Origin of the sequence: Parvibaculum sp., assembly GCF_040882025.1 — a bacterium.
GTDB lineage: Bacteria > Pseudomonadota > Alphaproteobacteria > Parvibaculales > Parvibaculaceae > Parvibaculum.
In genome coordinates this window covers 1-21,225 of the sequence record NZ_JBBECC010000132.1, presented here as the reverse complement: position 1 = coordinate 21,225, position 21,225 = coordinate 1, and the positions used below count along the sequence as shown (strand labels likewise).

21 protein-coding genes, 1 tRNA gene and 1 pseudogene are annotated in these 21,225 nt (G+C 61.6%); 17 read left to right on the top strand and 6 right to left on the bottom strand.

Annotated elements, in window-relative coordinates; translation table 11 throughout:
* Together WEB61_RS09635 and lepA are read left to right on the top strand one after the other, a co-directional pair.
* On the top strand, positions 1–278 hold a 278-nt coding region (locus tag WEB61_RS09635; RefSeq protein ID WP_368064125.1), incomplete at its 5' end, for an enoyl-CoA hydratase-related protein.
* Between the two features lie 76 nt (positions 279–354).
* Positions 355–2,157 carry a translation elongation factor 4 gene (lepA, locus tag WEB61_RS09630; RefSeq protein WP_368064124.1) on the top strand — a complete coding sequence of 601 codons (1,803 nt, stop codon included), beginning with the start codon at positions 355–357 and terminating at the stop codon, positions 2,155–2,157.
* Between the two features lie 94 nt (positions 2,158–2,251).
* On the opposite strand, the gene WEB61_RS09625 is transcribed toward lepA, so the two are convergent.
* A complete protein-coding gene (locus WEB61_RS09625; protein ID WP_368064123.1) occupies positions 2,252–2,548 on the bottom strand; it encodes a hypothetical protein in 297 nt (98 codons plus the stop codon).
* 194 nt (positions 2,549–2,742) lie between these two features.
* Here WEB61_RS09625 and WEB61_RS09620 point away from each other — a divergent pair.
* Positions 2,743–2,832 (top strand) — tRNA-Ser (locus WEB61_RS09620).
* 178 nt (positions 2,833–3,010) lie between these two features.
* On the opposite strand, the gene WEB61_RS09615 is transcribed toward WEB61_RS09620, so the two are convergent.
* Positions 3,011–3,571 (bottom strand): TadE/TadG family type IV pilus assembly protein, encoded by a 561-nt coding sequence (locus tag WEB61_RS09615; protein ID WP_368064122.1) that lies wholly within the window; start codon positions 3,569–3,571, stop codon positions 3,011–3,013.
* A 30-nt stretch (positions 3,572–3,601) separates the two neighbouring features.
* Positions 3,602–4,168 carry a TadE/TadG family type IV pilus assembly protein gene (locus tag WEB61_RS09610; protein WP_368064121.1) on the bottom strand — a complete coding sequence of 189 codons (567 nt, stop codon included), beginning with the start codon at positions 4,166–4,168 and terminating at the stop codon, positions 3,602–3,604.
* 188 nt (positions 4,169–4,356) lie between these two features.
* On the opposite strand from WEB61_RS09610, the gene WEB61_RS09605 reads away from it, so the two are divergent.
* On the top strand, positions 4,357–5,709 hold the full coding sequence (locus WEB61_RS09605) for a pilus assembly protein TadG-related protein (protein ID WP_368064120.1): 1,353 nt from the start codon (positions 4,357–4,359) through the stop codon (positions 5,707–5,709).
* Between the two features lie 108 nt (positions 5,710–5,817).
* Here WEB61_RS09605 and WEB61_RS09600 read toward each other — a convergent pair whose 3' ends face one another.
* On the bottom strand, positions 5,818–6,321 hold the full coding sequence (locus WEB61_RS09600; protein ID WP_368064119.1) for a pilus assembly protein N-terminal domain-containing protein: 504 nt from the start codon (positions 6,319–6,321) through the stop codon (positions 5,818–5,820).
* 179 nt (positions 6,322–6,500) lie between these two features.
* Here WEB61_RS09600 and WEB61_RS09595 point away from each other — a divergent pair, with 179 nt between their 5' ends.
* The 10 genes from WEB61_RS09595 (at position 6,501) to WEB61_RS09550 (ending at position 16,384) form a co-directional block, all read left to right on the top strand.
* Positions 6,501–7,259 (top strand): Crp/Fnr family transcriptional regulator, encoded by a 759-nt coding sequence (locus WEB61_RS09595; protein WP_368064118.1) that lies wholly within the window; start codon positions 6,501–6,503, stop codon positions 7,257–7,259.
* A gap of 401 nt (positions 7,260–7,660) precedes the next feature.
* Positions 7,661–7,837: a Flp family type IVb pilin gene (locus WEB61_RS09590; protein WP_368064117.1), complete on the top strand. Its 177-nt coding sequence runs from the start codon at positions 7,661–7,663 to the stop codon at positions 7,835–7,837.
* 137 nt (positions 7,838–7,974) lie between these two features.
* Complete coding sequence (locus WEB61_RS09585; protein WP_368064116.1) at positions 7,975–8,628, top strand: prepilin peptidase; 654 nt, start codon at positions 7,975–7,977, stop codon at positions 8,626–8,628.
* A 45-nt stretch (positions 8,629–8,673) separates the two neighbouring features.
* Positions 8,674–9,429 carry a Flp pilus assembly protein CpaB gene (gene cpaB, locus WEB61_RS09580; RefSeq protein ID WP_368064115.1) on the top strand — a complete coding sequence of 252 codons (756 nt, stop codon included), beginning with the start codon at positions 8,674–8,676 and terminating at the stop codon, positions 9,427–9,429.
* Positions 9,430–9,445: 16 nt separating this feature from the next.
* On the top strand, positions 9,446–10,888 hold the full coding sequence (locus WEB61_RS09575) for a type II and III secretion system protein family protein (protein WP_368064114.1): 1,443 nt from the start codon (positions 9,446–9,448) through the stop codon (positions 10,886–10,888).
* Positions 10,889–10,913: 25 nt separating this feature from the next.
* Positions 10,914–11,606 (top strand): CpaD family pilus assembly protein, encoded by a 693-nt coding sequence (locus WEB61_RS09570; RefSeq protein WP_368064113.1) that lies wholly within the window; start codon positions 10,914–10,916, stop codon positions 11,604–11,606.
* Entirely contained in the window at positions 11,603–12,922 is a 1,320-nt protein-coding gene (locus tag WEB61_RS09565) for an AAA family ATPase (protein ID WP_368064112.1), read from the top strand. The genes WEB61_RS09570 and WEB61_RS09565 overlap by 4 nt, the downstream gene beginning before the upstream one ends.
* Before the next feature lie 127 nt (positions 12,923–13,049).
* Positions 13,050–14,396 (top strand): CpaF family protein, encoded by a 1,347-nt coding sequence (locus tag WEB61_RS09560; protein WP_368064111.1) that lies wholly within the window; start codon positions 13,050–13,052, stop codon positions 14,394–14,396.
* An 18-nt stretch (positions 14,397–14,414) separates the two neighbouring features.
* A complete protein-coding gene (locus WEB61_RS09555) occupies positions 14,415–15,401 on the top strand; it encodes a type II secretion system F family protein (RefSeq protein ID WP_368064110.1) in 987 nt (328 codons plus the stop codon).
* Positions 15,402–15,409: 8 nt separating this feature from the next.
* A complete protein-coding gene (locus WEB61_RS09550) occupies positions 15,410–16,384 on the top strand; it encodes a type II secretion system F family protein (protein ID WP_368064109.1) in 975 nt (324 codons plus the stop codon).
* A 101-nt stretch (positions 16,385–16,485) separates the two neighbouring features.
* On the opposite strand, the gene WEB61_RS09545 is transcribed toward WEB61_RS09550, so the two are convergent.
* Positions 16,486–17,298: a tetratricopeptide repeat protein gene (locus WEB61_RS09545; protein ID WP_368064108.1), complete on the bottom strand. Its 813-nt coding sequence runs from the start codon at positions 17,296–17,298 to the stop codon at positions 16,486–16,488.
* Positions 17,299–17,590: 292 nt separating this feature from the next.
* On the opposite strand from WEB61_RS09545, the gene WEB61_RS09540 reads away from it, so the two are divergent.
* On the top strand, positions 17,591–18,736 hold the full coding sequence (locus tag WEB61_RS09540; protein WP_368064107.1) for a TAXI family TRAP transporter solute-binding subunit: 1,146 nt from the start codon (positions 17,591–17,593) through the stop codon (positions 18,734–18,736).
* On the opposite strand, the gene WEB61_RS09535 is transcribed toward WEB61_RS09540, so the two are convergent.
* Positions 18,733–19,407 carry a glutathione S-transferase family protein gene (locus tag WEB61_RS09535; protein WP_368064106.1) on the bottom strand — a complete coding sequence of 225 codons (675 nt, stop codon included), beginning with the start codon at positions 19,405–19,407 and terminating at the stop codon, positions 18,733–18,735. The genes WEB61_RS09540 and WEB61_RS09535 overlap by 4 nt on opposite strands.
* A gap of 120 nt (positions 19,408–19,527) precedes the next feature.
* On the opposite strand from WEB61_RS09535, the gene WEB61_RS09530 reads away from it, so the two are divergent.
* The gene (locus WEB61_RS09530) at positions 19,528–20,904 is read left to right on the top strand and encodes a M17 family metallopeptidase (RefSeq protein ID WP_368064105.1); all 1,377 of its coding nucleotides are present in this window, start codon (positions 19,528–19,530) and stop codon (positions 20,902–20,904) included.
* 103 nt (positions 20,905–21,007) lie between these two features.
* Positions 21,008–21,225: pseudogene (locus WEB61_RS09525) on the top strand (MarR family transcriptional regulator); the annotation flags it as partial.

The window sequence follows — 21,225 nt, the reverse complement described above, 5'->3', positions numbered from 1 at the left end:
CCTCCGACGAAGCGATGGAAATGGGCTTCCTCAACAAGCTGCTGCCGCCCGCCGAACTGATGCCCCATGTCATGGCTTATGCCCGCACCATGGCCGAGGGCGTCTCGCCGGGCTCGCTGAGAGCGACCAAGCGCCAGATCTATACAGACCTCCACCGCGATGCCGCCGGCGCCGTGGAGGCCGCCGAGCGGCTGCTGGAAGAGATGATCAAGCATCCCGACTACAAGGAGGGAGTGAAGGCCTGGATGGAGAAGCGCAGGGCCGAGTGGCGGGACTGAGGGCGCGCAATTGGCTTAATGGCCGGGCGATGCTATATGGCGAGCGCCCAAGCGCCCCAAGCTCCCTTCAGGCCAAATGACCGACCTTTCCCATATTCGCAATTTCTCGATCATCGCCCATATCGACCACGGCAAGTCGACGCTTGCCGACAGGCTGATTCAGCTCTGCGGCGGCCTGCAGGCGCGCGAGATGAAGGAGCAGGTGCTCGATTCGATGGATATCGAGCGCGAGCGCGGCATCACCATCAAGGCCCAGACCGTCCGCCTCGAATACAAGGCTGTGAACGGGGAGGTCTATGAGCTCAATCTCATCGATACGCCCGGCCATGTCGACTTCGCCTATGAAGTGAACCGCTCGCTGGCGGCCTGCGAGGGTTCGCTCCTCGTCGTGGACGCGAGCCAAGGCGTGGAAGCGCAGACGCTTGCGAACGTCTATCATGCGCTCGATGTGAACCACGAGATCGTGCCGGTTCTCAACAAGATCGATCTGCCCGCAGCCGATGCCGCGAAAACCCGCCAGCAAATCGAGGACGTGATCGGTCTCGATGCGTCCGGTGCGGTCGAGATTTCCGCGAAGAGCGGCCTTGGTATCCCCGATGTGCTGGAGGCGATCGTCCATCGCCTGCCGCCGCCTAGGGGCGACCTCGCGGCGCCGTTGAAGGCCATGCTGGTCGATAGCTGGTACGATGCCTATCTGGGCGTCGTCGTGCTGGTACGCATCATCGACGGCGAGATGAAAAAGGGCCAGCGCATCAAGATGATGCGTACGGGCGGCACTTACACGATCGACAATGTCGGTATCTTCCGTCCGAAGAAGGAAACCGTCGCCCGCTTGACCCCGGGTGAAATCGGCTTCTTCACGGCCTCGATCAAGGAAGTGGCCGACACGCGCGTCGGCGATACGGTGACGGAAGAGAAGCGGCCCTGCGTCACCGCGCTGGCTGGTTTCAAGCCGGCGCAGCCGGTGGTTTTCTGCGGTCTCTTCCCGGTCGATGCGGCCGAGTTCGAGGATCTGCGCGAAGCGATGGGGAAGCTCCGTCTCAACGATGCAAGCTTCGAATTCGAAATGGAAACCTCCGCCGCGCTCGGCTTCGGCTTCCGCTGCGGTTTTCTCGGTCTCCTCCATCTCGAAATCATCCGCGAGCGGCTGGAGCGCGAGTTCAACATCGATCTCATCACAACAGCGCCCTCGGTCATCTATCAACTGCACATGACCGACGGCAAGGTGATCGAGATGCACAATCCGGCCGATATGCCGGATGTCATGAAGATCGATCACATCGAAGAACCGTGGATCCGCGCGACGATCCTGGTGCCCGACGAATATCTGGGCGCGGTGCTGAAGCTCTGCGAAGACAGACGCGGGACACAGATCGACCTCACCTATGCTGGGTCGCGCGCAATGCTGATCTATCGTCTGCCCTTGAACGAAGTGGTGCTCGATTTTTACGACCGCCTGAAATCGGTTAGCCGCGGCTATGCGAGTTTCGACTATCAGATCGAAGGCTATGAACTCGGTGAGCTCGTCAGGATGTCGATCCTCGTCAATGACGAGCCGGTGGATGCATTGACGACGATCGTGCATCGAAGCCGCGCCGAACAGCGCGGCCGCGTGATGTGCGAGAAGCTGAAGGAGCTGATCCCGCGGCATCTTTTCAAGATACCGATCCAGGCTGCCATCGGCGGGCGCATCATTGCACGCGAAACCATTGCGGCCATGCGCAAGGACGTGACGGCGAAGTGTTATGGCGGCGACGTGAGCCGCAAGCGCAAGCTCCTCGACAAGCAGAAAGAGGGCAAGAAGAAGATGCGCCAGTTCGGTCGCGTCGAAATTCCGCAGGACGCCTTTATTTCGGCCTTGAAGATGGATGCCAACTAGCGCGGCCGATTGGAACGGAACCGGAAAGCGACGAAAAGCCGTCCGGACTGAATGTCCGGACGGCTATTTCCGTCGAAGCCGGAGAGTGAGAGGGTCAGTCGGCCCGACGCAGCAGCGCCAGCAAGCCGGCCAGCACGACGCCGATGACGCCCAGCACCGCCCATGACGGATAGCTCATCGCCGTTTTGATCGGCTCGACAAGGCCCTCAGGGGCGCCGGAATCGACCCATCCCGCAAACCCGTCATGGCTCGCCTGATTCAGCAGAATCCACAAATCGCTGAAGGAGCGCATCTTGACCGCGCCTTCTTCGAGCGACAGCAGCGCGTCCGAACCCAGTGCCATCAAGGCAGCGATGATGAAAAGAAGTCCGATTAGTCGAAACACAACCATGGCACGAGCCCCCCAGCCCAAACTCGACGGTGAAAACCAACGTCGGGAACGGTAGCCGGATCGAGTGTGCCAAACAAGCACAGTGATGAATGGACCCATGGCGGATCAAGGGTCTAATAGGGGCGTACCGGTTGATTCAGGGGCCTTCTTGCGTATAGTGCCGCCCGCTGCCGCCGGAAATTCCGGCCGATGCAGGAGGGGTGGCCGAGTGGCTGAAGGCGCACGCTTGGAAAGCGTGTATGCGGGAAACCGTATCGAGGGTTCGAATCCCTCTCCCTCCGCCAGCCGAATTATTACGCAGAATCAGGGATTTAGAGCTTTCCGGCGTGCTGCTTGCCGCGTGGTGCGCCGGGCGGCGGCTCGCTGCCCACACATCCGGGCGTCGATCGACATGAACGGGCTGCGGCAGATTTGCTACAGCGCTGCCGGAAATATAGTTAACGAGTAGCCATTCCGGCAAAATCAATTTGTGCGGGTGATCTGGACCGCGCGGCGCGGCTTCAGATAGGCGGTCTCGGAGAAGCTGATCGTGCCGGTGACCGTCTCGCCGAGCGGCGAAGCGTAGTCATATGTCGTTTCGACGAAAACAACGCTCGATCCCGGCGTCGTCAATCCGGCGGGAAGCGTCACGGTCGACCCGACCGCGCGTGGCGTGATCTGAAAGCCATCGCTCCATGCGACCTCAGCGACATTCGAGGCGTTGGCGACGACGCTGCTGATGCGCACTTGCAAGGGAGCGGTGCTGAAAGGCTGCAGGATGGTGGCGCTGGCGGCGAAAATATCGGCGATGTCGCTGTCGTTGAGCGAGGCGGATTGCGCAGTCAGGTCGGCGGCCGTGTAGGCGACCGCGGTGACGCGGCGGTTGGCGACCAGCATGTTGGTCATTTCGACGCCGCCGAAATAGAACGCAATCATCAGGGGCAGGATCAGCGCGAACTCGACGGCGGCGAGACCCTTGTAGTCGTGGATGAAGCGATGCAGGCAGAGGACGACGCCGGCTCGCTTCGGCGCATTGGCATGCATGCAGCTTTTCCTGATCATCACGTCCCCGTTTCAACCGCCGGACGGCAACATGTTGCCGAAGGGTTCGTTGCGAAAGGCAACGCTTGACGCAATCAGACGACCGCCGCCTTCGAGATTGGAAAGGCCAACGCTGCCCGGACTCATGACGCCCCATGAGTAGTATGCGCGAACCACGACGATGTCGCCCGCGCCGCCGGGCTGGAACTGTGTGTTGCCGGAGAGGTTGCCATTCTCGTCGACCAGGGGAAGAAAACTGACGCCGCCGAAGGAACTGAAGTTCCGCACATCGATATAGAGACCGCTCTCGCAATCGCTAACCAGCGTAACCTGATCGCAAATCATGGTCTTGAAATCGCCCGCGGAAAGTCCGGCGGCCTGCACCTGGCCTGTACGAACCATACGCCCGGCATTGGCGACGACGCTGTCCAGATTCGAGGTCGCGAAGTAGATGACGCATGTCTCGATCATCGCGAACAGGAGCGCGAAAAAAGGAACCGCAAGCAGGCTGAACTCGATTGCGACACTGCCGCGCTGGTCGTGGCGCAACGGGCGCAACCGGCGCCATCCGCCGGATTTCAGTTTGGGTGTCCGATCCATATCTGACCCTCATATCGACGAACCCGCCGATCCACCTTTCTTGATAGTCCTGCGTCGTTACCAAAACGTAAGGATTGTTGCGTTAACCATGCCGCTTCATGTCTCCTTAACGGCGTGGACCCTAAAAAGATTGAGCGTGAACGAGAGCGCCTGTGCGCTTCTCGAACAAAGCCGCTCAGGTGGGTCATATGGATACGGTCGCCGATCGCGATAGCATCGTTTCGAGAACAGGCGGACGTCTGCACCGCTTCCTCAGGAAATGGGCGGCGGATCGGCGTGGCAACTTCGCGATGATCTTTGCGATTGCACTGATCCCGATTGCGGCCGCTGCCGGCGCTTCCATCGATGTCTCGCGGGCCTATATCGTCGAGACGCGACTTGCCGCCGCGCTCGATGCCGCCGCGCTTGCCGTCGGTACCGCCAGCGGCATGTCCACCAGCGAAGTCCAGGCACTCGCCCAAGCCTATTTCGACGCCAACTATCCCGCGAGCAAGCTCGGCGTTCCCGGCACCATCACGGTCGTCGACAGCCAGAGCACCGTCGATATCTCGGTGTCCGCCGATCTGCCGACGACGATTATGGGAATCGTCGGCATCGATACATTGAAGATAGGCGCCAGCTCGCAAGTGATGCGGCACGGAAAGAAGCTCGAGGTCGTGCTCGTTCTCGACAATACGGGTTCGATGAATTCGGGCGGCCGGATGACGGTTCTGAAGGCCGCCGCGAAGGATCTGATCACGACGGTCTCCTCGGCGGCCGTGAGCGTCGGAGACGTGCAGATTGCGATTGTGCCCTTCACGGTCGACGTCAATGTGGGCCCGGGCTATGTAAACGAACCTTGGCTCAAATGGACGTGGGATCTACCCGAGACCTGCGGATGGAAGTGGAGCAAGGGAAGTTGGAAGTGGGTATGCGAGCAGGGCACGCGCACTGTGTCGAAAAGCGGCTGGAAAGGCTGCGTGATCGACCGCGACCAGGACTACGACGTGTCGATAGATGCGCCGGTTTCCGGCAACAGCGCAACACTCTTTCCGGCCAATCAGAGCGATGCTTACAATGGATATTGCGATCTACGCCCCATAGTGCCGCTGTCGAACGACTGGGACATGCTGCGCGGTGAAATTGATGCCATGGAGGCTGGCGGCGCGACCAACACGACGATCGGCTTTGTCTGGGGCTGGCAGATGTTGAAAAATGGCGCGATCCTGTCGAGCGCCGCCGCCCCGAACCCGGATGAACTCGACAAGGTGATGGTCTATCTGACCGACGGCAACAACACCTATTATCGGGAAGGCATTGGTTCGTGCAATGGCAGCTCATATTGCGCCGGCGCCGACGCACGCACCGAACTCGTTTGTGACGCAATCAAGGCGGACGGTATTACCGTCTACACGGTTCGCCTGATCGACGGCAACGAGACGCTGCTCCGAAACTGCGCCACCAGTTCAAGCATGTATTACAGTGTCAACACGGCGGACGAACTGACCGTCGTATTCAAATCGATCGCCCAGGCGCTGTCGAACCTTCGCCTGAGCAAATAGGATACACGGCAGAAATCGGATCACCGCCGAACAGCTTCATCGGAAAAGGCCGCCCGATCCGGGCGGCCTTTTTTTGTTCGACATGGATGTTGGCGGTATGAAGAAGACCTAGCGTGTGGTGCCGGTTGCCCCGGCGGCACCGGCAGAGCCGGCACCGGAACTGGCAGCGGCGGCATCGCCCATCTGCTGCATGAGTGTGTCGAAGCTGGCGGGGTCATCGCCGACATTCGGGACCCGTTCGCAACGCGGTGTGCAGTTATAGGAAATTTGCCCGGCGCCGCGCGTCAATGTCACTGCCGACGCGTTTTGCGACACGACGCTGATGTTGAGATCGAGCATTGGCTTGCCCTCCGCGTCGAGTGCGACGAGGTTAGTGCGGCCGTAGCTCTTGCCCATGACATAGACGAGATTTGCGTTCTCGATGGTTATGTCGGCAACGGCGGGGTTGCCGACCATCAGGGTCGCGACGGGCTTGGGCAGGTGCAGCGCCTTCGATTTGTTCATCTCGACGAGAAAGTCCGAAGCTTGCGCACCGCCGGCGAGAAGCGCCGCCAGGCCGAAACCGAGCGTCGTCACGCGCGCGCCACGTTTGATTTGATGTCGTGTAACCATGTCCCGATCCATCTTTCGAAAGTGAGGCGATCGTATCGACCGTCCTTGCCGAAACATTACCGGCAAGGAATGAACGATCTGTTGACCGTAGAAGCAGGGCTCCCTCCTTTAACGAGCAATTAAAAAGCCCGCTTTAGGCTGGCGCTCGACAGCGAGACAACGATCCAGGGGAGATATGCATGGCTGGCGTAGCGCGAAGCGGTCGGGGCGTGTCGGCGGGCGGCGCGATGTATTCGCTGTCGGGAATTCGGATTTTCTCAGAATTGGCCCCCCGCGATCTGGCTCTCTTGGCCGCCGAATGCGATTGGCGAACTGTCGCAAAGGACGAGATCGTCGCCAGTACCGCACAGGGGGGCGACATGGAAGGCGTGACATTCGTCGTCGCCGGCACCGTGCGCATGGCGCGTGCTTCCGGTCCGGTCGGGCGTATTTCCTACAGGGATGTGGGTGCAGGTGGCCAATTTGGAGAAATGTCGGTTTTTGGCATTCCTGAAGCCGACCTCACCGTCATCGCGCGGGACGACGGGCTCATTGCGACAATGAATGTCGGCCGATTTGCGGAGATTCTGGCGCGGGAAGAATCGGTTTCCCGGGCGCTGCTCTGCCAGTATGCCCTCCTGTTGCGCGGACAAGAGGCGATGAGCGCGTCGCCTGTTTCCGAGGAAGGAGAGGCGGCAATAGGGGGTACGGGCGCCCAGCGCCTCTATATCGAACTCCTGGCGCTGGCTGAACCGCATGTCGGCAAGGATGGGGCCGACGCGCTCCTGATTGCACGTCTTCCCCGTCATCGCGTCCTCGCGGACCGGATTTCGACGACGGAAGAGGCCGTCGCGCGCGCCATTGCCGAACTGGTGCGCAGTGGTGTGGCGGAGCGCGACTATCCCGGCCTCGTCATCAAGAACGAGGCCGCGCTTCGTGGGCTCGCCGGCGCCTGCTAGAGCCACGACACCCCTCCACGTATTCGGCCAGTCCGGACGCACCCTTCGGTGGAGCGAGTACCCATCAACATGGGGGCTGCTTGGGGGCCGGAGATAAGTTTTTTGGGACCGACAGACGGTTCCGTTAACCCACGATTAACGATACTTCAAATTGGAGCAACTTCTTCGAGGGCGCGTGTGAGCAAGTCTTGAAATTTTTTATTTGAAGGAACAAGTATATAAGTGATCTATACTTTAAGTATATTGATTTGTTCGATAAATTGTATGAAATCGCCTGTAATCATTAGCGTTTGGGTAAGATTGCACCCCTAAGCTGGCCTTCAGTCCGAGAGGGCGCCCTGTTGCCGGAACCGGCGCATGGGTTGGTGCTGTCGACAGTCAATAGTGTAAGGAGGCTTATTGTGAGCCAGTTTCTGAAGTCGTTTGCAAAAGACGAGTCCGGCGCGACCGCGATCGAGTATGGTCTGATCGCTGCCGGAATCTCGGTGGTCATCATCACGGTCGTTACCACGATCGGTACGGACCTCACCGCGAAATTCCAGGAAATCGCGGACGCGCTCGCCGCGCCGGCGCCGTAACGCGCCGTCGGTCATGGTTCTCCGGCCTGACCGGGGACTTGACACCAGGACAAAGCCGCCAGTCGCTTCGCGCGTCTGGCGGCTTTCTTGTGTCTGTGCATCGCCGAGGTTCGTGTGGATATTTCTTCGATAAATCATTGTTCTGCAGTTCATTATGGATCGCCGTTTACCTCAAATTTACGGTCCCCCGACCACTATTCAAAGGTGCGATCGGGCATTTTGCTCGCTTGCATGTGGCCATGTGGGCCGTTGAGCTGCTGTCGGGGAAACGGGCAAATTCCGTGTTGAACATGCTTCCACTCGCCATCTTTCCCATCGCCATGATCTTCGGCGCGCTGTGGGATTTGACGACGATGACGATACCGAACCGCCTGACGATCGCGCTTGTCGCGGCGTTTGTGCTGCTCGCGCCGTTGGCCGGGTTGTCGCTGCAGCAGATCGGTCTGCATGTGGCGGCCGGTTTGGCGATGCTCGTGGTGGGCATGGTGCTCTTTGGCCTGGGCTGGATTGGCGGCGGCGATGCCAAGTTCGTCGCGGCGGCGGCTCTCTGGATCGGTTGGTCCGATCTGCTGTTCTATCTTCTGGTCGCATCGTTGCTGGGCGGTGCGTTGACGCTAGCACTGCTCTTTTTTCGTGGATTGCCGTTGCCCGAATTCATGCATCGGCGCGCATGGATCGCGCGCTTGCACGACCGAAGCGCCGGCGTTCCCTATGGCATTGCGCTCGCCGTGGCGGGGCTGATCGTTTTTCCGCGCACGATCTGGATCGAGCTTGCGGTTTCGACCGCTTGAGAATGAAGCGGACATTCGCGTCCGTATGAGGAAAGGAACGAACAAGTGAACGCCGCACGCATTGGAGTTCTGGTTCTGGCGCTTGTCGCCGCGGGCCTCGCGGCGTTTCTGGCGCGTGGGCTTGTGTCGTCGGGCAAGGATGCGCAGATTGAAACGAAAGTCGTCGAAGAGCCGACGACCGAAGTTCTGGTATCGGTCCAGGACATGCAGGTCGGTCAGCGCGTCGGCAATTCGGACCTGCGCTGGCAGCGCTGGCCGGAAGCTTCGCTCAACAGCGCCTATATCACGCGTGTGCAGCGACCGGCTGCCATCGAGGAATATGATGGTGCGATCGCCCGTTCGGCGATCCTGGGCGGCGAGCCCGTAACCGACGACAAGCTGGTGAACCTCTCCGGCGCCGGCTTCATGTCGGCCTTGATCGCGCCCGGCATGCGCGCCGCCGCCATACGCATTACGCCGGAGACAAGCGCCGGCGGTTTCGTCCTGCCGAACGATCGCGTCGACATTGTCGACATCCAGCGCGGCGAAACGATCCTACGCAATGTGCGTGTGCTGGCCGTAGATCAGCGCTTCGACGAAAAGGCCGGGGAGCAGGTCGCGGTTGGCAAGACGGCCACGCTCGAACTGACGCCGGCGCAGGTCGAACTGGTGGCTGTCGCTGAATCGGAAGGGCGTCTCGCGCTTTCGCTACGCAGCATGAGTGAGGAAATCCCGGCCGGCGACGAGCTGCAGGCCGCTGGAAATGGGTCGGTTGTGAAGGTCGTGCGCTACGGCACGGCACAAACGGTCCGTGTGAGGTAGGGCAATGGCGTCAGGCATGAACAAGTTTCTCGAATTGCGGCACCTGAAGCGCGTCCTGTGGGCCGCGCTTTGCGCGCTTGTCCTGATCTCGGGACCGTCGGATATTGCCGCCGCCAACGACGCCCGGCTGGTCAAGATCGATCAGGGCGGCCTGGGCAAGGGCTCCCGCAGCATTGTTCTCGGCCTGAACAAGGCCGCCATCGTCGAACTGCCCGTCGCGGCGCGCGATGTTCTGGTATCGAATCCCGCTATCGTCGACGCCGTCGTTCGGACCAACAGGCGCACATATCTGATCGGTGTCGCGGTTGGCCAGACGAATGCGTTCTTCTTTAATGAGGCCGGTCAGCAGATTCTCAATCTCGAAATACAGGTCACGCGCGATCTCACAGGTCTGCGCGAAACACTGCGCCAGTATTTCCCGAAGGCGCGGATCGATGTGCAGGCAGTGAACGACAACGTCGTGCTCTCCGGCATGATCGCGAATGCCTCCGAATCCAACAAGGCCCACGAACTGGCCGCCAGATATATTGGCGGCGAGATGGAGCAGGTGCTCAACATGCTGGGCATCGAGGGCAAGGAGCAGGTGATGCTCAAGGTGACGGTCGCCGAGATGCAGCGCACCGTCATCAAGCAGCTCGGCGTCGATTTGTCGACCGCCGCCAACTTCGGCGACTTCGCGCTTCGTCTGGCGACATCCAACGCTTTCAGCCTGCAGGGACAGTCGCTCGGTGGCCTTTCGACGGCCGGAACCGAATTGTCCGGCAATGACGGCTCGATCGGCTCGGCGATCCGGGCGCTGGAGCGCACCGGCGTTCTGCGCACGCTGGCCGAACCCAACCTGACGGCCATCTCGGGCGAGTCGGCGAAGTTTCTCGCCGGCGGCGAATTCCCGGTGCCGACCTCGCGCGATCAGAACGGCAATATCCAGCTTGAGTTCAAGCCCTTCGGCGTCGGCCTCAGCTTCACACCGGTCGTGCTGAGCGAAGGCCGCATCAGCCTCCGCATCTCGACCGAAGTCAGCGAGTTGTCCGCTGAGGGCGCTTTCCTGCTTCAGGGTACAAACAGCGACGGCATCACGGTGCCGGCGCTGAAGGTACGCCGCGCCGAGACGACACTTGAACTGCCGAGCGGCGGTTCGATTGTCATGGCTGGTCTCCTCTCCGACTCGACACGGCAAAACATCGACGGGGTCCCCGGTGCGATGGATGTGCCCGTGCTCGGTCAGCTCTTCCGCAGCCGCGATTACCAGAAGAACGAAACCGAACTGGTCGTCATTGTGACGCCTTATCTGGTCGATCCGACCTCCCGCGACAAACTGGCGCTGCCGACCGACGGCTTTGCGCCGGCGAGCGACCTCGACACGATCCTGATGGGCCGCCTCAACGCGACCTATGGCGCCAGCGGCGCAGCGCCGTCCGGCAAGGCGCTGCAGGGTCCCGTCGGCTTCGTCGTTGATTGATGAGGGGACCGAAAAGGAAATGGCAATGAATACGAACAAGCGCCTCACAAAAGGTCTCCTCGCCGCTCTCGTTCTCGGGCTCGCCGGCTGTGGCGGTTTCAACGGTGTCGATGAAGCGCAGTATGATGTGAGCCGCACCCATCCGATCTCGGTTCTGCCGGATGTCGCGACGCTCAACATCGACGTTCCCTCGGGACAACCCGGTCTCGCGGCGGCAGATCGCGCGGCAATCGCCGATTTCGCGGCGAGCTATCGCGCGCGCGGTCATGGTCCCCTTACCGTCTCAACGCCATCCGGCTCGCCGAATGCCGCGTCCGCCACGGCCGTTCTCGGCGATGTGCGCGACACACTGGCCGAAGGCGGCGTCGCCGGCGATGCCCTTGCCTACACGCCCTACAGCGCCTCTTCCGCCGACCGCTCGGCGCCGCTGATCCTCTCGTTCAAGCACTATGTGGCGAAGGCCGGCACCTGTGGCGATTGGTCGAAGGCCTCGAGCGGGGACTACAAGAACACCCTGCCGCCGAACTTCGGCTGTGCCACCCAGAACAATCTGGCGGCGATGATCGCCGATCCGGCCGATCTGTTGACGCCTCGTGACATGACGCCGGCGGATGCGGATCGGCGCAACACGGTGCTCGACAAGTATCGTCAGGGCGAATCGACGGCGACGACGCGGTCCGATCAGGATTCGGGCGCTGTGAGCAAGGTGAGCCAATGAACAACGCCGTACAAAAAGAACTCGTCGACGAAGCGCCGCCGATGGCCGACGCACCGGCACGGCAGGCGCCGCAGCCATCGATTGCGCAGACCTCCGGCGACAGCGACGGCCTGCAGGTGATGAAGCCGGTTCCGCGCATCACCATACATGCCTTCTGCGAGCAACCCTCCTCGGGCAGCGCCATTCAGCGCGCCGGAGAGGATCGCCGTCTTGCCAAGGCTCATCTCACGGTTCATATGGGCGGTATTCCCGCCGCGGTGGAACAGTATCAGCAATCGCCGACGCCGAATCTCATCATGGTCGAGGCGCGCGCCGCCGGTCCCGAATTGTTCGCGCAGCTCGGTGCGCTTGCCGAAGTGTGCGATGCGGGAACCAAGGTCGTCGTGATTGGACACATGAACGACGTCTCGCTTTATCGCGAGATGATCCGCCAGGGCGTCAACGAGTATCTTGTTGCACCGCTGCATCCGATGAGCGTCATCGAAGCGGTTTCGCGGCTCTATATCGATCCCGACGCTCCCCCCATCGGCCGCACGATCGCTTTCGTCGGCGCCAAAGGCGGCACCGGCTCGAGTACCATCGCGCATAATATCGGCTGGTGCATTTCAAGCGGCATGGACGAGGATGTGATCATTGCCGATCTCGATCTTCCCTTCGGCACGGCCGGTCTCGACTTCAATCAGGATCCCGCTCAGGGTATCGCCGATGCGCTCACCGCGCCGGAACGTCTCGACGATGTCCTTCTCGACCGGCTGCTCGTCAAGTGCACGGATCGTTTGAGCCTCTTTACCGCGCCGGCCATCCTCGATCGCGATTTCGAGATGGACGGAGACTCATGCGAGAGTGTGCTCGACATCGTTCGCGAGGGCGTCCCTTGCGTCATCGTCGATCTGCCGCATGTCTGGGCGCCCTGGACGAAGAGGGTTCTGCTGGCTGCCGACGAGATCGTCATCACCGCGATGCCGGATCTCGCCAGCCTGCGCAACGCAAAAAGCATGCTCGATCTGATCCGCAATGCCCGGCCCAACGACAACCCGGCTCACATCGTTCTCAATCAGGTCGGCATCCCCAAGCGGCCGGAGATTCCGGTAAAGGATTTTGCGGAAGCGGTTGGCGCAGAACCCACATTGGTTCTGCCTTTCAATCCCGGTCTCTTCGGCACTGCGGCCAACAATGGTCAGATGATCGAGGAACTCGACGCGAAGGGGAAAACGGCCGACGGCCTCCGCTTCCTCGCCCGTCAGCTTTGCGGTCGCGAGACGCGCGCGCCCAAGGCCGCCAAATCGTCGATCTTCAGCTTTCTGTCGCGTAAATAGAGAAAAGAACCGGAGGTAGTCGGTCGTGTTTGGAAGGCGAAACGAAGGCCAGACGGTTGCGCGCAAGCCTGTTGCTGCGCCCCCGCCCGCGCAAGCCGACGCTTCCGCGCCACAAGCGCCCGCGCCGATGGCTGTGTCGAAACCCGCAGCGTCCAAGCCGGCAACCGCCAAGCCGGCTGCGCGTGCATCGGATCACAAGTCCGAGAACTATTACCAGATCAAGACGACGATCTTCAACGCGCTGATCGACACAATCGACCTGACGCAGCTCGCGCAGCTCGACGCCGAAAGCGCGCGCGAGGAAATTCGCGACATCGTCAACGAAATTCTGTCGATCAAGAATGTCGTTATGTCGATTTCCGAGCAGGAAGCCCTGCTGCAGGATATTTGCAACGACGTTCTCGGGTACGGCCCGCTCGAGCCGCTATTGGCGCGCGACGACATCGCCGACATCATGGTGAATGGTTGCGAGCGCACGTTCATCGAAGTGAGCGGCAAGGTCGAGCTGACCAATGTCCGTTTCCGCGACAACAGTCAGCTGATGAATATCTGTCAGCGCATCGTCAGTCAGGTTGGCCGCCGGGTCGACGAATCGAGCCCGATTTGCGATGCGCGTCTTCCCGACGGCAGTCGTGTCAACGTTATCGTGCCGCCATTGGCAATCGACGGACCTGCCTTGACGATCCGAAAGTTCCGCCGCGACAAGCTGACGATGAACGATCTCGTTCAGTACGGCTCGATCTCGCAGGAGGGCGCCGAGGTTCTCGGCATTATCGGCAAGGTTCGCTGCAACGTGCTGATCTCAGGCGGTACCGGCTCGGGCAAGACGACGCTTCTGAACTGCCTCACCGGCTTCATCGACACCGATGAACGTGTCATCACCTGCGAAGATGCCGCCGAATTGCAACTTCAGCAGCCTCATGTCGTTCGTCTCGAAACGCGTCCGCCGAATCTCGAGGGGCAGGGGCAGGTGACGATGACGGAACTCGTGCGCAACTGCCTGCGCATGCGTCCCGAGCGCATCATCGTCGGCGAGGTGCGTGGCCCCGAAGCATTCGATCTCTTGCAGGCGATGAACACCGGTCACGACGGTTCGATGGGCACGCTCCACGCCAACAGTCCGCGTGAGGGGCTCTCTCGTCTCGAGAGCATGATTACAATGGGCGGTTACGCCTTGCCGTCGAAAACGATCCGCGAAATGATCTGCGGTTCCATCGATGTCGTGATTCAGGCCGCGCGCCTGCGCGACGGCTCCCGCCGTATAACGCATATCACCGAAGTTCTTGGCACCGAAGGCGACGTCATCATCACGCAGGACCTCTTTGTCTACGAGATGGATGGTGAGGACGAGAACGGCCGCATCATCGGCAAACACAAATCGACCGGTATCGCGCGACCCTCTTTCTGGGACCGGGCACGATATTACAATCAGCATCACGCTCTGGCGGCGGCACTCGACCGTGCCCAGGGCTAGAGCGCGGGGACGGGCGCCATGAACGGAACGACGCTGGCAATCATCGGAATCGCCATGCTCGCCGCGCTCTGTATCGCGGCGATCGGATTCCTTTTTGTCGGCGGAAAGTCGGAATCGCAGAAGCGGGTGGCACGCGTTGCGCGCAGCGGCGGCGCGCGCCTGCCGATCATGGAAGGCGATGTCGACAACAGCGAGAAGCGTCGCAAACAGATGCAGGAAACGCTGAAGGGGCTCGAGGAGAAGCAACAGGAGAAGAAAAAGCGGATATCGCTGACAACGCGCATCGAGCGCGCCGGTCTCGATATCACGACACGGACTTTTTTTATACTGAGCGCCATTACGGGTCTCGTTGCGATGGGAGCGATGATCCTTTCGGGGTTTTCTCTTCCGATCGCGGCACTCGGCGGGTTCGCGGCGGCATTCGGCTTGCCGCGCTGGATACTCTCTTACCTCATCAAGCGGCGCCAGAAAGCCTTTGTCGAAGAGTTTGCCAACGCGATCGACGTCATCGTGCGCGGCGTCAAGTCGGGATTGCCGGTCAACGATTGCCTTCGGCTGATTTCGACGGAAGCAGCCGAACCGGTGCGCACTGAATTTCAGGGGATTGTCGAAGGGCAGAAGGTGGGTGTGACGCTCGAGCAGAGCCTCGCCCGCATCTACGAACGGATGCCGCTTGCCGAGGTCAATTTCTTCCAGATCGTTCTGTCGATTCAGCAAAAGACCGGCGGCAACCTGTCCGAGGCGTTGGGAAATTTGTCCAAGGTTCTGCGCGAACGCAAGAAAATGCGTGGAAAAATCCAGGCTATGTCCCAGGAGGCCAAGGCGTCGGCCGGCATCATCGGCATACTGCCGCCCGGCGTGATGGCGATGATATACGTGACGACGCCGGATTATATGGGCGTCCTCTTCTCCACGACTGCCGGGAACATGATCATCGTCGGCGGGCTTATGTGGATGGGAATCGGCGTTCTGATAATGAAAAAGATGATCGATTTCAAGTTTTAGGACGCGCCATGCTTTCGCTCCTCCAAGCTGTGCAAGATATGTTCAACGTCGAGAACATTGTGATGCTGCTCACGGCGGTTGCGGCATTCGCCACCATCGTGACGCTGACGGGACCGATGCTCGCCGGTGACCGGTTGGGCACGCGCATGAAATACGTCTCGACCGAACGCGAAGCGATGCGCGCCAAGTCGCGCGAGAATCTCGCTCAGGAAAAGACACGTCTTCGGCAGACGTCCAAAGGGTTCATCAAGGAGGTCGTGGAGCGGTTCGCCCGCGGCAATGTCCTGGAGAATGCGGCGATAAAGAACAAGCTTCGTCAGGCCGGCTTTCGGGGGCCGGGACCGATGTATACCTTCGTCTTCTTTCGCTTTGTCATGCCGCCTATTCTCTTTGTCTTGACGTTGCTCTATCTGATTTTCGTGAACGATTTCGGACTGCCGCCGATGGCGCGCTTCGCCGCGTCCTGCGGCGCCGCTTTTGCGGGCTTCTATTTGCCGAGCCTCTTTGTGGAGAACATCATTGCGCGCCGGCAGGACTCCATTCGAAAGGCTTTCCCCGACGCGCTCGATCTGCTGTTGATCTGCGTCGAGTCGGGCATGTCGATCGAAGCTGCCTTTCAGAAGGTCGCGGCGGAAATTGGCGATCAGTCGGTGGAACTTGCCGAGGAACTGGGGCTGACGACCGCCGAGCTTTCCTATCTGCAGGAACGGCGTCAGGCATATGAAAATCTGGCTGCCCGCACGGGTCTTCCGGGTGTCAAGGCGGTTGCGACGAGTCTGATCCAGGCCGAACGCTATGGCACGCCGCTCGGTCAGTCGCTGCGTGTGATGGCGCAGGAAAACCGCGACATGCGCATGTCCGAAGCGGAAAAGAAAGCGGCCGGCCTGCCGCCCAAGCTTACGGTGCCGATGATCCTATTTTTCCTGCCAGTATTGTTCGGTGTCATCCTGGGCCCGGCCATCATCAAGGCGACCGGCGGATAGCGCCGAACGGCGTCGATCATCGCTCGACAAGGAAAGGGCGCTGACTCCGATCGAGCCAGCGCCCTTTGTCCTGTTCACGAAAGCCGCAGCCGGACCGATAGTCAGCGAAGCGATAACCCGGTCTCCGGCGGCATCGACGACACCAGGTCCGGCGGAGCGACATCGCGCGATGAGCTGTCTTGCGATGGGCTCGTGCCAGCCGGCTCGTCGATTTCCCGCATCTTCTGCCAAAGCGCGGGTTGCGAAAGCATGTCGCGCAGATAGGCGATATTGCCGTCGGCGACATTGGCAGGGAGGTCGGCATGGGCGAGCCGCGCCGCTTCGTCGAAGTTCCCCTTGAGGCCGAGGACGATGGCAAGGTTCTGCCGCGCATGCGCGTCGGCGCGGGAATCCGCAACCGCGCGCCGCAAGGTCCGCTCGGCCTGATCGAGATCGCCGCTCAGGGCGTATGAAAGCCCCATATTTGTCAGCACGGAAGGGTTGTCGGCGGAGAGCGACAAGGCGTCGTTGTAATGTTGACGGGCAGCCTCATAGAGGCCCATCTGGTCGAGCGCAACACCGAGCGCGGAATGAATGGACCAATCCTTCGGCGAAAGCCGGGCGGCTTCGTTCAACATGGCGGCGGCCTGATCGGCCCGGCCGCCGGCAGCCAGCACCTTGCCATATTCGGCCAGCACGTCGGCGTTTTCGCCATTGTTGATATGTGTCCGCTGCATCACGCTGATGGCTTGCGCAACCGACCCGATTTGCCGCAACGCCCGTGAATAGTTGACGGCGGCGTCAGCTTCGTCCGGGTCGCGATCGTAGAGCGTGCCCCAATAGGCGGCGGCCGCCACATAATCCTGCGTCTTGGTGGATTCGACGGCGGCATTGCGAAGCACCGGGTCATCGATCCCGGCTTGCGCCTGCTTCATGGCTGTCCCGTTGTCGGTGGTGCCGCTGGTGCCGGCACATCCGGTCAACGCAAATACCGAACAGAGCATGGCGGCGGCGAAGCGGCGCCGAATACGACAGGACGAAAAGGGGGTCTCAACCAGGCATTTCATCGCATTGGGGTCCCGGTTCGGTCAGGATGAAGTGGCGGACCGGCGCGCGGCGGGTCATGCTTGGCTCCTATCTTGAGACAGAGCCCTCAAGAAAAGATTAATTATAAGAAACGGGCGAATTGGCGGATTTGGTGCGCCATGACCGGCGCCGGAATGGACGATGGACCTCGAGAAATCAAAGGAACGGGCGCGTGAAGTAACCGCAACGCTGGCCGCGATGCTGGCGCGGGTGCCGGCCCGCCCGCTTCTACTGGCGCTGGCCTTCTCTCTCGTCGCCACCTTCGCGGTGGTTCTCTACTGGAACCCGCCGGTGAGCCTTGATGACGAACCCGACAAGGTCAGGTTCTTTCAGATCGGCACGGGCGCCGTCGGCGATGAGTATTTCGCGGTCGGCGAACGGCTGGCCGCGGCAATCAGCCGTCCGGCGGGAAGTCCGCGTTGTGAGCGGGGTCTTCCATGCGGCGTGGCGGGTCTTGTCGCGGTGGCGAAATCATCGGCGGGCCCTGTTGCCAATGTGCGGGCGGTCAGTGCCGGCCATTTCGACTCCGCCATCGTTGCGGCACCGATCCTGGACCTCGCCACCCGCGGCGAAGCGCCGTTCCGCGGTGAAAAGCCGTTCCGCGACCTGCGGGCGATTGCCGGCGTCTATCGCGAGGCGGTCTATCTGGCGGCGAGCCGCGGCGCCAATATTTCCAGTGTGGCCGAATTGAGAGACATGCGCGTCTCCATCGGTCTGCCAGGCTCCGGCACGCAGGAGGCGGCACTGAAGATTCTGGCGGCGCATGACCTTGGGCGGCGTACGGTCAATATCTGGGAACACGATACGGCGACCGCGATCGATCTGATATTGCGCGGTCAGCTTGATGCGTTTTTTGTGGTCGATGCGTTGCCCTCGCCGGTTATTCGCAGCATTGCCGATCGGGGCTCGATCGACATCGTACCCATAGATAGCGAGAGCGCCGCGAAACTGACGGGCGCCAACGCCAATTTCCATTTGCTTGCAATACCGGACGGTCTCTATCGCTTCGTGCCCGAGACGGCGACGCTGGGTATCTCGATGATCTGGATCGTCAACGAGAGCGCCGACGCCGGTCTCGTCCATGACATCGCCGAGGCCCTCTTCCGCCGCAGCAACAGGATATTTCTTTCTACCGCCAGCATGCCGGGTTTGCTGCCCGGAGAGCCGGACGAGGCTGCGGCACAGGCCATCCTGTCGCTGCCCGTGCCTCTTCATGAAGGCGCGGCACGCTACTATCGCGAGCAGGGTCTCCTCGTCGACGACATCGAGCAAGAGCCCGCCGGTTAGGAACGGGACTTCTCCTCCGCCTCCGCGCCGGCAATCCAGTCGCGCATGGCGGGCAGCGTCAACACCGCCTCCATGTAGCTGCGCGCAAGTCCATCGTCGCCAAGCGCGGCGAGATCGACACCGTAGGTCTGCAGCCGCGTCACGACCGGTGCGTACATTGCATCCGCGACCGTGAAATGACCGAAGAGGAAACCCTGATCGCCTGGCGTTTGCCCTCCATGACGCCATCGCAAATCGCGCCACAGCTGGACGATGCGTCGTGCATCGGCAAGCGCCTCGTCGGTGTGACCCTGTCCGGGATAGTGTTCGATGACCGCCATCGGCATGTCGCGCCTGAGGGCGCCGAAGCCCGAATGCATCTCGGCCGCCGCGCTGCGCGCGATGGCGCGGGCAAGCGGATCGCGCGGCCAGAGTTTGCGTTCCGGGAAAAGGTCGGCAATGGTCTCGCAGATGGCAAGCGAGTCGCCGATCGTCTCCCCCCGCCATTTGAGCGCCGGAACGAAGCCTGTCGGCGACAGGGCGAGAATGTCGGTCTTCGTGTCCGGTTGGCGAAGCCGGACATGAATTTCTTCGAACGGAACGCCCGCTTGCCGCATCGCGAGCCACGGCCGCAGGCTCCAGCTTGACCAGTTCTTGTCGCCGATCACGAGTGTGAATTCAGACGCCGCCATGTTCCTCTCCCGATGCCGGGTCCCCACCGGACCTCGCCGTTGCAGCCGGTCCGGCCTCTCTATAAGGTTTCGGCGACGCAAAATCACGTCCTTCCTGCCATTCATGCGAACAGGCCACCGGTGCTCGATATCTTCATCTCCGACAAGCAGAAGGCGGCGACGCCGGTCTGGCAGGTCCGCTCCGGCGAGGTGGAGAGCTGGTGTGCCAGCCATGCCGGGTCCGGCGCAGCATGGGTCGGGACATCGGGCTTCAAGGGTGAAGCCGGAAAAGTGCTGCTGCTGCCGGATGGTTCCGGCGGCCTTGCGGGCGCCTTGCTCGGGCTGGGCGATGGTTCGGATCCGTTTCTCGCCGGCGCGCTGCCGGCGGCGCTGCCGCAAGGCGACTACAGGCTGGCGGGCGTATTGCACGCAGCCGCGGCCAATGTCGCCCTCGGTTTCGCGCTCGGTACCTATCGCTTCACCCGCTACAGCGGCAGCGGGCGCGACTGGCCGCGCCTCGTTTTGCCCGAAGGCGTCGATGGCGAGGAAGTAAGCCGCCTCGCCGCCGCGACCTTTCTGGTCCGCGATCTGATCAACACGCCCGCCGCCGATATGGGCCCGGACGACCTCGCCGCCGCCGCAGAAGGCATCGCCCGGGCTCATGGTGCGGCGTGCAACATCATCCTTGGCGACGCGCTGCTCGACGAGAACTATCCGATGATCCACGCGGTGGGACGTGCTGCGGCCGTCGCGCCGCGCCTGATCGACATGCGATGGGGAAGGGCGGAGGCCCCCAGGGTGACGCTGGTGGGCAAGGGTGTCTGCTTCGACACGGGCGGTCTCGACCTCAAGCCTTCAAGCGCCATGCTGCTGATGAAAAAGGACATGGGTGGCGCGGCCTGCGTCCTGGCGCTGGCGCAGCTCGTTATGGAAGCCGGTCTCGACGTCAGGCTCCGCGCCCTCATACCGGCGGTCGAAAACAGCGTCTCCGGCAATGCTTTTCGGCCGGGCGACGTGCTGCAAAGCCGCAAGGGCGTCACTGTCGAGATCGGCAACACCGATGCCGAAGGGCGGTTGGTGCTGGCCGATGCGCTGGCCGAGGCGGACAGCGAGACGCCCGACCTCATTATCGACATGGCGACATTGACAGGTGCCGCGCGGACCGCGCTCGGCCCCGATCTGCCGCCTTTCTATACCGACGATGACGGGCTTGCGGCGGAGATCGCGTCGTCGGCGGCGGCGACGTCCGACCCGTTGTGGCGGATGCCGCTCTGGCGGCCCTATGACAATTGGCTCGAAAGCAAGATCGCCGACGTGAACCATGTGTCGGATGGGCCCTTTGCGGGCTCCATCACCGCCGCGCTTTTCCTCCGCCGTTTTGTCGAGCAGGCGGTCGCCCATGTTCATTTCGATATCTATGGTTGGGCCCCGAAGGCAAAGCCCGGCCGTCCGGTTGGCGGCGAGGCGCAGGGCATCCGTGCGCTTTATGACCTCCTGAAGCGCCGCTACGGCACCTGACCGCTTGCCCGCGCCCGAAGCCGCGCTAGACTGATCCGGCTCCGGAACGGATACCTTGCGTGGTACCGCGTCCGGGTCGGGGATGACGGCGCGGGGGGAGACGATGCCGGGATTATCTTTTGACGGGGGCGGCGCGTTGAAGCCGGGAGAGGCTTTGTCGCTCTGGCACGACGTGGTGCTCCGCTCGGTGCGGCGCGCCGGGCCGGATCTTTCATCGAGGCAGCTTGCGATCATGTTCACGGTCTATCTCGATCCGCCACCGCACACGGTTCGCGGCCTTGCCGCGGCGCTTGATGTCTCGAAACCCGCCATCACGCGGGC

Coding starts and splice junctions, on each gene's coding strand:
- WEB61_RS09550 (WP_368064109.1), top strand. CDS start 15,410: ATGCTTTCGCTCCTCCAAGCTGTGCAAGATATGTTCAACGTCGAGAAC.
- WEB61_RS09610 (WP_368064121.1), bottom strand. CDS start 4,168: ATGGATCGGACACCCAAACTGAAATCCGGCGGATGGCGCCGGTTGCGC.
- WEB61_RS09535 (WP_368064106.1), bottom strand. CDS start 19,407: ATGGCGGCGTCTGAATTCACACTCGTGATCGGCGACAAGAACTGGTCA.
- WEB61_RS09575 (WP_368064114.1), top strand. CDS start 9,446: ATGAACAAGTTTCTCGAATTGCGGCACCTGAAGCGCGTCCTGTGGGCC.
- WEB61_RS09605 (WP_368064120.1), top strand. CDS start 4,357: ATGGATACGGTCGCCGATCGCGATAGCATCGTTTCGAGAACAGGCGGA.
- WEB61_RS09560 (WP_368064111.1), top strand. CDS start 13,050: ATGGCTGTGTCGAAACCCGCAGCGTCCAAGCCGGCAACCGCCAAGCCG.
- WEB61_RS09555 (WP_368064110.1), top strand. CDS start 14,415: ATGAACGGAACGACGCTGGCAATCATCGGAATCGCCATGCTCGCCGCG.
- WEB61_RS09540 (WP_368064107.1), top strand. CDS start 17,591: ATGGACCTCGAGAAATCAAAGGAACGGGCGCGTGAAGTAACCGCAACG.
- lepA (WP_368064124.1), top strand. CDS start 355: ATGACCGACCTTTCCCATATTCGCAATTTCTCGATCATCGCCCATATC.
- WEB61_RS09595 (WP_368064118.1), top strand. CDS start 6,501: ATGGCTGGCGTAGCGCGAAGCGGTCGGGGCGTGTCGGCGGGCGGCGCG.
- WEB61_RS09545 (WP_368064108.1), bottom strand. CDS start 17,298: ATGAAGCAGGCGCAAGCCGGGATCGATGACCCGGTGCTTCGCAATGCC.
- WEB61_RS09600 (WP_368064119.1), bottom strand. CDS start 6,321: ATGGTTACACGACATCAAATCAAACGTGGCGCGCGCGTGACGACGCTC.
- WEB61_RS09615 (WP_368064122.1), bottom strand. CDS start 3,571: ATGCATGCCAATGCGCCGAAGCGAGCCGGCGTCGTCCTCTGCCTGCAT.
- WEB61_RS09625 (WP_368064123.1), bottom strand. CDS start 2,548: ATGGTTGTGTTTCGACTAATCGGACTTCTTTTCATCATCGCTGCCTTG.
- WEB61_RS09565 (WP_368064112.1), top strand. CDS start 11,603: ATGAACAACGCCGTACAAAAAGAACTCGTCGACGAAGCGCCGCCGATG.
- WEB61_RS09570 (WP_368064113.1), top strand. CDS start 10,914: ATGAATACGAACAAGCGCCTCACAAAAGGTCTCCTCGCCGCTCTCGTT.